Below are 12,689 nucleotides of genomic sequence, written 5' to 3' on the forward strand. Positions count from 1 at the left end.
GGGGATCACGCGGCGCGGCGAGCGCCCCGCGCGGTGTTCCGCGCGGCATCGGAATAGAGGCGGGTCCCGGAAGATCTCGCCAGGACAGGCTGCGCCGGATGCTATCCGGCCTGGCGAAGAGGGTGGTCAAATTGCCGTCGCTGAATCCGGCTATCGCCACCGCGCCGTGGAGCGGTTTTCAGCGATTACAACGGCCCCGATCGCGCCTCTGTGAGGCGCAGGTGGTGGGGCGACCTTATTCGAGGGTGACTAAACGAGCCAAGCCGTTGAAAAGATTGGCGCACCCGGCACGATTCGAACGTGCGACCTCTGCCTTCGGAGGGCAGCGCTCTATCCAGCTGAGCTACGGGTGCCTGCGGCGCACGGTGCGCCGGGACGCGTCTTCATAATCGAACCGCCGCGCCCCGGCAACCGGGGGCATCGGGTCTTTCGTCGGGCGGGCGTCGAGCCGTGCCCGAATGGCGCATCGCGGGGCGCCGCCTCGTTTCACCTTGGTTGCGGCGGACGTGCATTGGCCGTGGCGACGCGGCGTCCCCAGGAAATGAGGTCGGGCGAACAGTCGTCGCGGTCCAGCGCGCACTCGATAAGGGTAGGGCCGTTGGCATTGCCGAGTGCCCGCGCGATCGCTTCGGCAAGTTCGCCGCCCGTGCCGGCACGCAAGCCGAGCCCTTCGCCATCCTCGGCATTGAAGACATTGATGAGGCCGGCATAGTCCCAGTTCTTGATGTTGTTATACGGGCCGTCATGGATCTCGACTTCGATCGTGTAGCCACGGTTGTTGATGAGGAAGATGATGATCGGCAGCTTGCGCCGGATCATCTGTGCCACCTCTTGCGCCGTAAGCTGGAAAGAGCCGTCGCCGATCATCGCGATCACGCGCCGGCCGGGCGCGCCCACCGCGTAACCGAAGGTGGCCGGCACCGACCAACCGATCGAGCCCCACTGCATTTCAATCTCGAATCGCGCGCCTTCGGGCAAGTCGAGGTGCATGCTGTTGAACCAAGAGTCGCCCGTCTCGGCGATGAGGGTGGTGTCGGTGGTCAGCAGCCGCTGGATCTGGCGCATCATCTCGACGCGCGCGAGCGCCGCGTCCGGTGGGGCGGGCGGCACGGAGGGTGGCGGGGGGCGGAACCGGCGGAACTCGGTGAGGGCGGTGGGGTTGGCCTCCACCCGCCCGGCCAGGCCCACCAAAACCTCGGCGAGGCGTACGTTGCTGAAATCATGCCCGGCGAGGGTTACGTGGTCGATGTCGAGGGTGAGGACGTTCGGGCCGGCCGGATTCGAGGTCCAGCCGACGGTGGAATAGTCGTTGAACAGCGTGCCGACGCAGAGCAGCCCGTCAGCCCAGTCTACGATTTCGCGCGTCCCCGGCGAGGACACCTCGCCCCAGTAGATACCGACGAATTGCGGGTGGGTTTCGGAGAAGAAGCTCTTTGCCGCCGGCATCACCGCCACCGGGCAGCCCAGCGCCTCGGCGAGCGCCAGAGCCGCACGCTCGGCCTTTGCCGCGCGCAGCTTGGGGCCGATGAGAATGACCGGCTTCTTTCGGCCCCTGATAAATTCCGCGGCGGCCGCCACTGCCGCTTCGAGCGTTTCGGGATCGCTGCGCTCGCGGGCGAGAAGGCTGCTTGCCGGACCGGGCGCCGCGCAGGGCGCGCCGGCGATGTTGCAGGCGATCTCGATATAGGCCGGCTTGCTTGCGCTCAGGGCGGCGCGGATTGCCTTGTCGATCAGGTAGGGCGCCTTGTCCGGCGAGGTGATCGCCACGGCGCAGCAGGTGACCTTGGCGGCAATCTCCAGCTGGTAGGAGAAATCGGTCGTCGCCATCGTGTGGTGGAGAAGATGGTCAGTGGCGCGGTCATTGGTATTGGGCGCGCCGGAAATCATGATGACCGGCAGGTTCTCGGCATTTGCGCCTGCGATGGCATTGATCATCGACAGCCCGCCGACGCTGAAGGTGACGACGGCCGCCGCCGCGCCATTGGCCCGGGCATAACCCTCGGCGGCATAGCCGCAGTTCAGCTCGTTGCAGCAATAGACCTGTTCAGTTTCGCCATTGGCGAGCAACTGGTCCAGCAAGGCAAGATTGAAGTCTCCCGCAACGGCAAAGTGATGCCTCAGGCCGATCTGTGCGAGGCGGGCGGCGAGATAGCTACCTACGGTGTATGTCATGTTTCGCCGGGCCAATCCCTTGAGGAGGATGCCAGAAATTTATCAGCATCCCGAAACCGCCGATACCGCCCATCTCCGGCAGTGATGGCGAGTGCCGAGGAAGGCGGAGGTTATGAAGCCGCGTTCAATGGGCGCCCCCGGCGAGTACGGCCTCGATCCGCGTGGCAATGTCCGGCGCATGGCCGGTGCGCAGGCAGACGCCCTCTTCGCCCCGAAGAAGGGCGGCGAGGATGTGGGCGACCGCTTCCATCGCGGGGGCCAGCAGTCCCAACGTCGCCAAAAACTGCGTGCCGACCCGCAGCGCCGCGCCACCGGGCCGCGTGATGTCCGGGCAAAGGCCGACGATCATGCCGCTTTCCGCCAGCGTCGCGATCATCTCACGGGGCGCGACGCCCTTGGCGATCGGGATGAGCAATTGGTGCGTGTGGCCCGCCTCGGGCGCGATCACCGGCAGCCTGCGCTGGCGGCAGGCGCGGTTAAGGGCGGCGGTGTTGGCCACAACGCGTCCGGCATAGGCGCCTGCGTCCGCCCGCATCTCGCCGAGCATTCGCAGCAGCGGTGGCAGCTGGGCCGCGTTGTAATTGGCGAGGAAGCGCGCATCGAGCAGGCGCGCCAGCGTCTCCCCCTGGGCCGGGTCCCGGCCGAGGATGAGGCCATGAGGCAGGCCGGGAAGGGTCTTGTAGGTCGACGTCACGAGCACGTCGACCCCGGCGTCCAGCGGGTTGGGATAAGTACCGCCGGCGATCAGCCCGGCGACATGCGAGGCGTCGAACACGGTCGTCGCGCCCACCGCGCGGGCTGCGGCGACGACAGGCGCGATGTCGTCCGCCCGCACCATCACGCTGCGCCCAAGCATGACGAGGCGCGGGCGGCGCTCCTCAACCAATTGGGCCGCGCCCGTGGCGTCGAGGCAGAGGCCGGCGGCGTCGAAGGGCAGTTCGGCGCAGGCGAGTCCGGCGAGATCTGGCGTGCCGCCGCCACGCTGGCTCAGATGCCCGCCGTGCGCCTTGTCCGGCGCCAGCATCAGCTCGCCCGGACGGGCGAAGGCGTGGAACAATGCGAGATTGCACAGCGTGGCGCTTGGCAGGCGCGGCTCGGCCCATGCGGCGCCGAACAGGGCGCAGGCCTCTTCCCGCACCGCCACCTCGAACTGCGAGACGAGTTCCGTGCCCGGCTGCTCCTTGTCGAAGCTCGGCCCCATGGAGGGCATGGCACTGAGCCCCGGGGCGTAGGCGGCGATCACCTCGGGGGAGGGCAGGTTGGCGCCGGCATAGAGAACAAGCCGGCTGCGGGCCAGCGTTTCGGCGTGGTGACGGGCGGCGGCAAAGAGCGTTTCATGATCCGGGGTCATGGCACGGAGATAGCCGCTAATCGTCCGCCGGCCAATGCCGGTGTGGCCGCGCGGGGGCGGTGGCAGGCGGGCGGTTCGTTGCTATATAGCTCAGCCATGACAGACACTCCCGCCGGTTCCTCCGCGCCGCCGCGCACGCCGCTGTTCTCCCCCGAGGAGGTGGAGCGCTATGCGCGCCATCTCGTGCTCGCCGAAATCGGCGGCCCCGGCCAGCAGAGGCTGAAGAAGGCACGGATGCTGGTGGTGGGCGCGGGCGGGCTCGGCGCCCCGGCGTTGATGTATCTCGCGGCTGCCGGCGTCGGGCATCTCACGGTTATCGACGATGACGAGGTGTCGCTGTCGAATTTGCAGCGGCAGGTCATCCACACCACGCAGGCCATCGGCCGGCGCAAGACCGAGAGCGCGGGCGAGTTCGTTGCCGCGCTCAACCCGCATGTCGCGTTTGCAGGTATCACCGCCCGGCTCACCGCCGCGAACGCGCTGGAATGTGTCGCGCAGGCCGATGTGGTGATCGACGGCTCGGACAATTTCTCCACCCGCTATCTCGTCTCGGATGCCTGCGCGCTGGCCGGCGTCCCGCTGGTCTCGGCCGCGCTGGGGCGCTTCGACGCCACGGTGACGACGCTGCGCCCGCATGAGAAGGGGCCGGACGGCACGCCGAACCCGACCTATCGCTGCCTGTTTCCCGAGCCGCCGCCGGCCGGCACGGTGCCGAGCTGCGCCGAGGCCGGCATTCTCGGCGCGGTGGCCGGGGTCGCCGGCACGCTGGTGGCGCTGGAGGCCGTGCGCGCCGTGGTCGGCTTCGGCGAGGGGCTGGTCGGGCGGCTGTTGATGATCGACACCCTCACCATGCGCTTCGAGACGCTGAGCTATGGCTGGGACCCGGAGAATCCGCTGACCGGCGAGAGCCCGACGATCAAGGACCTGTCGGGGCATATAAGGTAGCGCGCCCTCATGCGCTCGTGTCATGCCGGCAGGCGGCGCATTGGTTTGATAAGTAAGGCTAAATGAATCGCCCACTTAAAGATAATTTATTTAATAATAAATTGTGAAAAAGTAGCCGTTTCCTCCATTATCCCCTCTGGGGGATAAAATTGAAAACTCAACACGCCATACCGATTCGTATGAAGCTCTACGGAATAAGCGATTGTTTTCTGGTCAATTATGTCGATTCCCATATCATTGAGCTTTCTCCGTATCGTTTTTAATCTGTTTCCACGTCTTAATCCGTGGCACCTAAAATAGATATGGTTCTCATAATCGAGAGAGGAATCCTCCTTGGTTGTGGCGTCAACAACTATCGCCGATACTTTAAATTCATCATGATGTTTTTTATTCAAATAAAAACGTAAACTGGAGAATGCAAATGCCCATGTATCCTCTGCATCGGAATCGTATGTAGATAAATGATCAGGCTGAAGCCCTTCTATTTGACTTAGAAAGTCTTTGACATCCGACAGTGAGCTTCCAACGGAGATAGGGCCAAAGCGGCCATGCTGGATCATCTCAAGGGCGTCGCCCTGAATGATGTTTTTTTTATTTTTGCTGATTTTCATTTTTGCATTTGTCTGAGTCGGCCGTCCGGGATGACGACATGCCGGACGAGCGCAGCCAGCCTCCAAGCGCGCAGCCGCCCGCCCCCTCACAGCATGGAGGGCAGCACCCGGTCCGGCGGGCGATGGCCGTCCATGAAGGCCTTGATGTTGACGATCACCTTCTCGCCGGTGTCGACGCGGGCCTCCACGGTGGCGGAGCCCATATGCGGCAGCAGCACCACCTTGCCGGCGCGGGCGAGTTTGAGCAGCTTCGGGCTGACTGCCGGCTCGCGCTCGAACACGTCGAGGCCGGCGCCGGCGATCTCGCCGTGCTCGATCATGCGGATCAGCGCGTGCTCGTCGATCACCTCGCCGCGCGCGGTGTTGACGATGTAGGCATCCGGCCGCACCAGCTTCAGCCGGCGGGCGGAGAGCAGGTGGAAGGTGGCTGGCGTGTGCGGGCAGTTGACGGAGAGAATGTCCATCCGCGCCAGCATCTGGTCGAGGCTATCCCAGTACGTCGCCTCAAGATCTTCCTCGATCTGGGCGGGGAGGGGGCGGCGGTTGTGATAGTGGATCTGCAGGCCGAAGGCCCGGGCACGGCGCGCCACTGCCTGACCGATGCGGCCCATGCCGATAATGCCGAGCCGCTTGCCCCAGATGCGATGCCCGAGCATCCAGGTGGGCGACCAGCCAGGCCAGGCGCCGTCATCGCTGGTGATCAGCGCCGCGCCCTCGGTGAGCCGGCGCGGCACGGCGAGAATCAGCGCCATGGTCATGTCGGCGGTGTCCTCGGTGAGGACGCCGGGCGTATTGGTGATGCTGATGCCGCGCTGGGTGGCGGCGGTGACGTCGATATGGTCGACGCCATTGCCGAAATTGGCGATCAGCTTGAGATTCGGGCCGGCGGCCTCGATGACGCGGGTGTCGATCCGGTCGCAGATGGCGGGCACCAGCACGTCGGCGGTGGCCACCGCCTCGCACAGATCGGCCTGGCTCATCGGCACGTCGTCGACATTCAGCCGCGCGTCGAACAGTTCGCGCATGCGCGTTTCGATCTTGTCGGGCAGCTTTCGCGTCACGACGACCAGCGGCTTCCTGCGGGCCATGTTGCTCCCCGTACGATTCACCGTGGCGATCAAGCTCCCGTTAACGCTACGGGCTCCACACTCGCGCCAAAACCGGGCGAGGCGTTCCTTAGCAGACGGGTCCGGGAAACACAAAAATGCACCGATTCGCAGTGCAGGGCGTGTTTTCACGAGTGCGCTGCGGGACGGCGTCGCCACGATGGGCGAAGGGTGATTGAGACGATGCGTAACAACAGGCTTCGAGGCCGAACGAAGCTGCGGATGACGACTTTGCTGCTGGCGGCGTCGGCCCTTCTGTGTGTCGGGCTGGCCCCCGCCCTGGCGCAGGAGGGGGCGCCCGATATGGCGGGACCCGTGGGGCGCACCAGCGGGCTGCAGGTGCCGCGCTTCGTCAGCCTGAAGGCCGACAAGGTGAATGTGCGATCCGGCCCCACCCGCGACCATGGCGTGGCGTGGGTGTTCACCCGCGCAGGCCTGCCGGTGGAAATCACCGCCGAGTTCGAGACCTGGCGGCGGATTCGCGACGCCGACGGGGCGGAGGGCTGGGTCTATCACTCCATGCTGTCGGGACGGCGCACGGCGCTGGTGAATCCGTGGAAGGCGGGCGAGGAGATTTCCCTCTACGCCGAGCCCTCCACAGGATCCCCGGTCCGCGCCCGGCTGGAAGCCGGGGTGCTTGGCAAGGTCGAGCATTGCGACGGCAAATGGTGCCGCTTCTTTGAAAATGGCTTCGACGGCTTCATCGAGCAGGAACGCCTCTGGGGTGTCTATCCCGGCGAGAAGCTGGAGTGAGCCTCACCCCGGGCGCGCCGCGATATAGCGCCGCTCCTGGGTGAGGCCGGCATAGCCATAGGCGTCGCCGCGCGCCTCCATCACATGCACGTAGCTTTCCCCGTGGAGCGGGCCCAGATGCTCGCCGAAGGCGGCGAACGTCGCGGCGATGAAGGCCGCCTTCTCGTCCTTGGTATTGGTGCCCTCGGTCACGCGGATATCGAGCCAGAAGGCGGCGAGGCCGGCCTCCGCCAGGCTCCGGCCGGCACAGAACCAGTGCGCCGGATCGGCGGGCTCGACAAGCACGGCGGTCACCGTGGGATCCTTGCCCAGCCATTGCTGCGCCAGCTGCGCGGCGCGGTGGGCGAGGGCGGCCTGTAGCCCTGCGGCGGGGGCCGGCGTGGCGTATCGGATCTGGATCATCGGCATGTCGTGGCTCCCTTCGATCTGTGTGCGGAGAGTCGTAACGCGCCTGGCGCCATGTTAGAACGCTATCGTTGAAACTATAAACGATAGCGATTTGTTATGACTGATCGTCCCTTGGACCTCGATCTCGTCCGTGCCTTCGTGCATGTGGCCGAACTCTCCAGCTTCACCCGCGCGGCCGAAGCGCTGGGTGGCACGCAGGCGGGGGTGAGCCTCAAGCTGCGCAAGCTGGAGGCCCGGCTCGGTCGAACGCTGCTGGAGCGCACCCCGCGCCTCGTGCGCCTCACCGCCGATGGAGCGCTGTTCCTGGAACGTGCCCGCCGCCTGCTGGCGGCCGATCGCGAGGCGCGGCTGTGGGGGGAGGTGTCGGCGCGACGGCTGCGGCTCGGCATCAGCGACCATACCACCGGCGACACGCTGCCGGCGCTGCTACGCCGGCTGGCGGCAGTCAGCCCGGAGATCGTGTTCGACATCCGCATGGGCTTCTCCCGGCTACTTTGCGACGCCTTCGATGCGGGCGAACTCGACGCGGCCGTGGTGCGGCGCGAGGGAAGCCGACGCGAGGGGGAGATTCTGCGACAGGATCGCTTTGGCTGGTTTGCCGCCGGCGACTGGCAGGCGCGCGGCGATTCGCTGCCGCTGGCTTTGCTGGCGTCGCCCTGCGGGGTGCGCGCCACAGCCATCGAGGGACTCGATTCCGCCGGCATCGCCTGGCACGAGGCCTTCACCGGCGGCAGCGTCTCCTCGGTCGGCGCGGCGGTTGCGGCGGGCCTTGCCTTGGCGCCGCTTGCCGCCCATCTCGCGCCCGCCGGCAGCGTGGATGTCGGGCCGGCGCTGGGCCTGCCGGCTCTCCCGGCCGCCACGGTGATGCTGGTCGCCCGCGCCGGCGATGCGCCCGCCAAGGCGGCGCTGCGCGAACTGGCGGCGTTCCTGCGGGCGTAGGCGTCCGTAAGGCGTCGATGCACACAACGAAAAGGGCCGGTCTGGCGACCGGCCCTTTTGGCTCAATGGCGGTGGACGGCGCTCAGGAGCGGCGCTTGGGGCGCAGGCGCACCACCACGTCGACACGCGCGACCTCATAGCCTTCCGGCGGCTCGGGAATGCGCTCCACCTCGACCGAGGTGCTTGGAATGTCGACGAGATTGTTCTCGCCTTCGAGGAAGAAGTGGTGGTGATCCGACGGGTTGGTGTCGAAATAGGTCTTCGACCCGTCGACCGCCAGCTCACGCAGCAGGCCGACCTCGGTGAACTGGTGCAGTGTGTTGTAGACGGTAGCCAGCGACACCGGGAAGCGCGCCTTGATCGCCTCTTCATGCAGGATTTCCGCCGAGACGTGACGGTCGCCCTTGGCGAACAGCAGCCAGCCGAGCGCGAGGCGCTGGCGGGTGGGGCGCAGGCCGACGTCACGCAGCATGTGCCGCACGTCATGGAACGGGCAGCCGGTGCGGCCGGCACCGTCGCGCAGCTTGGCGACGGGCAGAATGGGACCGTCCTCTTCCACGACCATGCGGGAGAAGGCCAGGTTCTGGGGGCGAAAACCTTCGCTCATCGTTGCTTCCGAACCATTCGTTATCGCCTTTCCCGCCCCGAAGGGGGTAAGGTCGATCCGCAGCACAACAGGCACCCGGCCATGCGGGAAGCACGCGCCAGTGCCTTTTTCATCTGGCATTATATCGGCACGCTGTGCGGCGGGGCAATATCGTGCGGAATAATCGTAATGGTTCCAATCTGCGTGCCTGAGGGGCGCCTCCTGCAGGTCCGCAGCCGGGGCGCAAGCCGTGGTCTCGCCTGTGCTAGGGGTGCCATCGCACGCCGGGCATTTTGAATGCCCGCGCCGGGGAGCGGCGGCTTTGAGCGGGCGGGGCGCTGTGATAGGAAGCGCGCTGCGTCAGGCGGCGGGGGCGGGAACATTCCAGCCCCGTGCCGCGAAGATCAGCGGCTTTGGCCGCCCAAGGCAATGGAAACAGCAAGCGTGGGTATTACCGAGACGATGGTCGAGCGGCAGACGAGCTTCACTTACGAGGAACTGCTCGCGTGCGGGCGCGGAGAGCTTTTCGGCCAGGGAAATGCGCAGCTTCCTGCGCCGCCCATGCTGATGTTCGACCGCATCACCGAGATTTCCGAGGATGGCGGCCCGAACGGCAAGGGCCATATCCGCGCCGAACTCGACATTCGGCCCGACCTCTGGTTCTTCGGCTGCCACTTCATCGGCGACCCGGTGATGCCCGGCTGCCTCGGCCTCGATGCGCTCTGGCAGCTTGTCGGCTTCCATCTCGGCTGGCTTGGTTCTCCCGGCCGCGGGCGGGCGCTCGGCGCCGGCGAGATCAAGTTTTCCGGCCAGGTTCTGCCGACCGTCAAGAAGGTGGTCTACGGCATCGACTTCAAGCGTGTCATGCGCTCCAAGCTGGTGCTCGGCATCGCCGACGGCTGGGTCGAGGCCGATGGCGAGGTGATCTACCGCGCCGGCGACCTGAAGGTCGGCCTGTTCCAGTCGTGATCGCCCGCCCTTGCGAGGATTTGCCCGCAGGGCCATTTCGCGTGCCTAGTTCCCCTCGCGTGCTTTGAAGGAAAGGAAGCCTATGCGCCGTGTTGTCGTAACCGGAATGGGCATCGTCTCGTCCATCGGCAACTCCACGCAGGAGGTTCTTGCCTCGCTGCGCGAGGGCCGCAGCGGCATCAGCCGGGCCGAGAAATATGTCGAGCTTGGCTTCCGCAGCCAGGTGCAGGGCGCGCCGCAGCTGGACGCCAGCGAGATGGTCGACCGCCGCGCCATGCGCTTCCACGGCGGTGGCACGGCCTGGAACCATGTCGCCATGGACCAGGCAATCCGCGATGCCGGGCTGGAAGAGCACGAAATCTCCAATGAGCGCACCGGCCTCATCATGGGCTCGGGTGGCTCGTCCACCCGTACCATCGTCGAGGCGGCGGACATCACCCGCAAGAACAGCAATCCCAAGCGGGTCGGACCGTTCGCGGTGCCTAAGGCGATGGGCTCGACCGCCTCGGCCACGCTCTCCACCTGGTTCAAGATCAAGGGGCTGAGCTATTCGATCTCAGCTGCCTGCGCGACCACCAATATCTGCATCGGCAACGCCGCCGAGATGATCCAGTACGGCAAGCAGGACATCATGTTCGCCGGCGGCTGCGAGGATCTCGACTGGACGCTGTCCTGCCTGTTCGACGCCATGGGCGCCATGTCGTCCGACTATAATGACCGCCCCGAGATTGCCTCGCGCCCCTATGACAAAAACCGCGACGGCTTCGTCATCTCCGGTGGCGCCGGCGTGCTGGTTCTGGAAGAGTTGGAGCACGCCAAGGCGCGCGGCGCGCGCATCTATGCCGAAATCGTCGGCTATGGCGCCACATCGGACGGCGCCGATATGGTGGCCCCTTCCGGCGAGGGCGCGGCCCGTGCCATGAAGCTGGCGCTGGCCGACGTGAAGGGCGGCATCGACTATATCAACCCGCACGCCACCTCGACGCCGATCGGCGATCTCAAGGAGATCGAGGCGATCCGCGCGGTGTTCGGCGACAAGGCGCCGCCGATCTCGGCCACCAAGTCGCTCACCGGCCATTCGCAGGGCGCGACCGGCGTGCATGAGGCGGTGTATTCCATCCTGATGATGCAGAACGGCTTCATCTCGGCGAGCGCCCATATCGACGAGATCGACCCCGCCTTCGCTGACATGCCGATCGTGCGCGAGCGCGTCGACAATGCCCGGCTGGAGCGGGTGCTCTCCAATGGCTTCGGTTTCGGCGGGGCCAATGCGGTGCTGGTGTTCCAGCATCCCGAGGCGTGATCGAAGCGGCGGTGCCGCGGAAGGAACAACGGACATGAGCCTGACGCAGGGCACCCCCCTTCAGGGTAATCTGATGCAGGGAAAACGCGGCCTCATCATGGGTGTCGCGAATGACCATTCCATCGCCTGGGGCATTGCCCGGACGCTGGCGGCGCAGGGCGCGGAACTTGCCTTCACCTATCAGGGCGAAGCGCTCGGCCGCCGGGTGAAGCCGCTCGCCCAGAGCCTGGGCAGCGACACGCTGCTGGCCTGCGATGTCGAGGACCTCGATTCGATCGACGCGGTCTTCGCCACCTTGAAGGAAAAGTGGGGCGCGCTGGACTTTCTCGTCCACGCCATCGGCTTCTCCGACAAGAACGAGCTGAAAGGCCGCTACGCCGACACCTCGCGGGCTAATTTCACCCGGACGATGGTGATTTCCTGCTTCTCCTTCACCGAACTCGCCAAGCGCGCGACGCCGCTGATGACGCAGGGCGGCTCGCTGATCACGCTCACCTATGGCGGCTCGACCCGGGTGATGCCTAACTACAATGTCATGGGCGTCGCCAAGGCGGCGCTGGAGGCGAGCGTGCGCTATCTCGCGGCCGATTACGGCCCGCAGGGCGTGCGCGTGAACGCGATTTCCGCCGGGCCGATCCGCACGCTCGCGGGGGCGGGCATCGCCGATGCGCGGCTGATGTTCAACTACCAGAAGCGCAACGCCCCGCTGCGCCGCACCGTGTCGATCGACGAGGTCGGCGGCGCTGCGCTCTATCTGCTGTCCGACATGTCCTCGGGCGTCACCGGCGAGATTCACTTCGTCGATTCCGGCTACAACATCATCTCGATGCCGCACCCCGATGCCTTGAAGACCATCGAGGATGCCGAAGAGCGCGCGGCCGGCGAAGCGGCAGAGTAGGTACCTAGCCCTGCGGCTTGATGGCGGCGATCCACAAGAAGGCGACGTCTTCGTTGTCTTGCAGCTCGACGCCGCTCTCGCGCAGGACGAACCCTGCGTCCCGCAGCTGGGAGAGGCTTGCCGCTTCGCCGGCATGGCCGAAGAACATCTCCGTGCCCATCCATTCTCCGGTCCAGTCGCCGGCCGGGCCGGCGCCGAGACTGGCGACGAAAACTCCTCCTGGCCGCAGCCATCTGGCGATACGGGCTATCAGTCCCGGCTGATCGGCAGCGGGAACGTGGGTGATCGAGTAGAACGCGCAGACGGCATCGAACGATTCAGCGTTGAAGCCGATCCCGGTCATGTCCGCCACGGTAAAGTTTGCGGTCGGAACGTTGCGGCGGGCGCGCGCAATCTGTTCGGCCGAGCCGTCGATCCCGACGACATCGTGCCCGAGCAGCGCCAGGTCCCGCGCGACCGGAATGCCGGCCCCGCAACCAAGGTCCAGCACCCGGCTTCCCTTCCTTGGAAGGGCCGCGACAAGGCGATTGAGCCAGCGTTGCCGCACGGCTGAAAGGCCGAACCGATCCAGATAGGCATCGGCCAAGCGGTCATATCCGGCGGCGACCATTCGCGCGGTGGGGCTCGTCATACGGAGAGACTCCCAAA

At 66.1% G+C, this 12,689-nt stretch carries 13 protein-coding genes and 1 tRNA gene; 6 read left to right on the plus strand and 8 right to left on the minus strand.

Features of this window, described 5'->3' with window-relative positions; translation table 11 throughout:
* Positions 1 to 276: 276 nt before the first annotated feature.
* The 3 genes from EV667_RS03835 to EV667_RS03845 all read right to left on the minus strand — a co-directional run bounded on the left by EV667_RS03835 (position 277) and on the right by EV667_RS03845 (position 3,523).
* Positions 277 to 353, minus strand: a tRNA-Arg gene (locus tag EV667_RS03835).
* 133 nt (positions 354 to 486) lie between these two features.
* Complete coding sequence (locus EV667_RS03840) at positions 487 to 2,172, minus strand: alpha-keto acid decarboxylase family protein (RefSeq protein WP_131833978.1); 1,686 nt, start codon at positions 2,170 to 2,172, stop codon at positions 487 to 489.
* Positions 2,173 to 2,296: 124 nt separating this feature from the next.
* Positions 2,297 to 3,523 (minus strand): glycine hydroxymethyltransferase, encoded by a 1,227-nt coding sequence (locus EV667_RS03845; RefSeq protein WP_131833979.1) that lies wholly within the window; start codon positions 3,521 to 3,523, stop codon positions 2,297 to 2,299.
* 96 nt (positions 3,524 to 3,619) lie between these two features.
* On the opposite strand from EV667_RS03845, the gene EV667_RS03850 reads away from it, so the two are divergent.
* The gene (locus EV667_RS03850) at positions 3,620 to 4,468 is read left to right on the plus strand and encodes a HesA/MoeB/ThiF family protein (protein ID WP_425358996.1); all 849 of its coding nucleotides are present in this window, start codon (positions 3,620 to 3,622) and stop codon (positions 4,466 to 4,468) included.
* 86 nt (positions 4,469 to 4,554) lie between these two features.
* Here the strand turns inward: EV667_RS03850 and EV667_RS03855 are convergent, their stop codons facing one another.
* A complete protein-coding gene (locus EV667_RS03855; RefSeq protein WP_131833980.1) occupies positions 4,555 to 5,079 on the minus strand; it encodes a hypothetical protein in 525 nt (174 codons plus the stop codon).
* 86 nt (positions 5,080 to 5,165) lie between these two features.
* Complete coding sequence (locus tag EV667_RS03860) at positions 5,166 to 6,167, minus strand: 2-hydroxyacid dehydrogenase (protein WP_131833981.1); 1,002 nt, start codon at positions 6,165 to 6,167, stop codon at positions 5,166 to 5,168.
* Positions 6,168 to 6,488: 321 nt separating this feature from the next.
* Between EV667_RS03860 and EV667_RS03865 the strand changes: the two genes are divergently transcribed.
* Positions 6,489 to 6,938 carry an SH3 domain-containing protein gene (locus EV667_RS03865; protein ID WP_131835001.1) on the plus strand — a complete coding sequence of 150 codons (450 nt, stop codon included), beginning with the start codon at positions 6,489 to 6,491 and terminating at the stop codon, positions 6,936 to 6,938.
* Positions 6,939 to 6,941: 3 nt separating this feature from the next.
* On the opposite strand, the gene EV667_RS03870 is transcribed toward EV667_RS03865, so the two are convergent.
* Positions 6,942 to 7,346: a tautomerase family protein gene (locus EV667_RS03870; protein WP_131833982.1), complete on the minus strand. Its 405-nt coding sequence runs from the start codon at positions 7,344 to 7,346 to the stop codon at positions 6,942 to 6,944.
* Between the two features lie 96 nt (positions 7,347 to 7,442).
* On the opposite strand from EV667_RS03870, the gene EV667_RS03875 reads away from it, so the two are divergent.
* Complete coding sequence (locus EV667_RS03875; protein WP_131833983.1) at positions 7,443 to 8,285, plus strand: LysR substrate-binding domain-containing protein; 843 nt, start codon at positions 7,443 to 7,445, stop codon at positions 8,283 to 8,285.
* Between the two features lie 82 nt (positions 8,286 to 8,367).
* On the opposite strand, the gene irrA is transcribed toward EV667_RS03875, so the two are convergent.
* Positions 8,368 to 8,892 carry an iron response transcriptional regulator IrrA gene (irrA, locus tag EV667_RS03880; protein WP_018389283.1) on the minus strand — a complete coding sequence of 175 codons (525 nt, stop codon included), beginning with the start codon at positions 8,890 to 8,892 and terminating at the stop codon, positions 8,368 to 8,370.
* A gap of 441 nt (positions 8,893 to 9,333) precedes the next feature.
* Here irrA and fabA point away from each other — a divergent pair, with 441 nt between their 5' ends.
* The 3 genes from fabA to fabI all read left to right on the plus strand — a co-directional run bounded on the left by fabA (position 9,334) and on the right by fabI (position 12,041).
* Positions 9,334 to 9,840: a 3-hydroxyacyl-[acyl-carrier-protein] dehydratase FabA gene (gene fabA, locus EV667_RS03885; RefSeq protein WP_131835002.1), complete on the plus strand. Its 507-nt coding sequence runs from the start codon at positions 9,334 to 9,336 to the stop codon at positions 9,838 to 9,840.
* 82 nt (positions 9,841 to 9,922) lie between these two features.
* Entirely contained in the window at positions 9,923 to 11,143 is a 1,221-nt protein-coding gene (gene fabB, locus EV667_RS03890) for a beta-ketoacyl-ACP synthase I (RefSeq protein WP_131833984.1), read from the plus strand.
* A 34-nt stretch (positions 11,144 to 11,177) separates the two neighbouring features.
* The gene (gene fabI / locus EV667_RS03895) at positions 11,178 to 12,041 is read left to right on the plus strand and encodes an enoyl-ACP reductase FabI (RefSeq protein WP_131833985.1); all 864 of its coding nucleotides are present in this window, start codon (positions 11,178 to 11,180) and stop codon (positions 12,039 to 12,041) included.
* A 4-nt stretch (positions 12,042 to 12,045) separates the two neighbouring features.
* Here fabI and EV667_RS03900 read toward each other — a convergent pair whose 3' ends face one another.
* The gene (locus tag EV667_RS03900; RefSeq protein WP_131833986.1) at positions 12,046 to 12,672 is read right to left on the minus strand and encodes a class I SAM-dependent methyltransferase; all 627 of its coding nucleotides are present in this window, start codon (positions 12,670 to 12,672) and stop codon (positions 12,046 to 12,048) included.
* Positions 12,673 to 12,689 lie beyond the last annotated feature (17 nt).

This window comes from Ancylobacter aquaticus, assembly GCF_004339465.1.
Taxonomy (GTDB): Bacteria; Pseudomonadota; Alphaproteobacteria; order Rhizobiales; family Xanthobacteraceae; genus Ancylobacter; species Ancylobacter aquaticus.

What these genes read in the sequence shown, in the direction of transcription:
- EV667_RS03870 (WP_131833982.1), bottom strand. Translation starts at nt 7,346, where the DNA reads ATGCCGATGATCCAGATCCGATACGCCACGCCGGCCCCCGCCGCAGGG.
- irrA (WP_018389283.1), bottom strand. Translation starts at nt 8,892, where the DNA reads ATGAGCGAAGGTTTTCGCCCCCAGAACCTGGCCTTCTCCCGCATGGTC.
- EV667_RS03855 (WP_131833980.1), bottom strand. Translation starts at nt 5,079, where the DNA reads ATGAAAATCAGCAAAAATAAAAAAAACATCATTCAGGGCGACGCCCTT.
- fabI (WP_131833985.1), top strand. Translation starts at nt 11,178, where the DNA reads ATGAGCCTGACGCAGGGCACCCCCCTTCAGGGTAATCTGATGCAGGGA.
- EV667_RS03865 (WP_131835001.1), top strand. Translation starts at nt 6,489, where the DNA reads ATGGCGGGACCCGTGGGGCGCACCAGCGGGCTGCAGGTGCCGCGCTTC.
- EV667_RS03850 (WP_425358996.1), top strand. Translation starts at nt 3,620, where the DNA reads ATGACAGACACTCCCGCCGGTTCCTCCGCGCCGCCGCGCACGCCGCTG.
- fabB (WP_131833984.1), top strand. Translation starts at nt 9,923, where the DNA reads ATGCGCCGTGTTGTCGTAACCGGAATGGGCATCGTCTCGTCCATCGGC.
- EV667_RS03900 (WP_131833986.1), bottom strand. Translation starts at nt 12,672, where the DNA reads ATGACGAGCCCCACCGCGCGAATGGTCGCCGCCGGATATGACCGCTTG.
- EV667_RS03860 (WP_131833981.1), bottom strand. Translation starts at nt 6,167, where the DNA reads ATGGCCCGCAGGAAGCCGCTGGTCGTCGTGACGCGAAAGCTGCCCGAC.
- EV667_RS03840 (WP_131833978.1), bottom strand. Translation starts at nt 2,172, where the DNA reads ATGACATACACCGTAGGTAGCTATCTCGCCGCCCGCCTCGCACAGATC.
- EV667_RS03845 (WP_131833979.1), bottom strand. Translation starts at nt 3,523, where the DNA reads ATGACCCCGGATCATGAAACGCTCTTTGCCGCCGCCCGTCACCACGCC.
- fabA (WP_131835002.1), top strand. Translation starts at nt 9,334, where the DNA reads ATGGTCGAGCGGCAGACGAGCTTCACTTACGAGGAACTGCTCGCGTGC.
- EV667_RS03875 (WP_131833983.1), top strand. Translation starts at nt 7,443, where the DNA reads ATGACTGATCGTCCCTTGGACCTCGATCTCGTCCGTGCCTTCGTGCAT.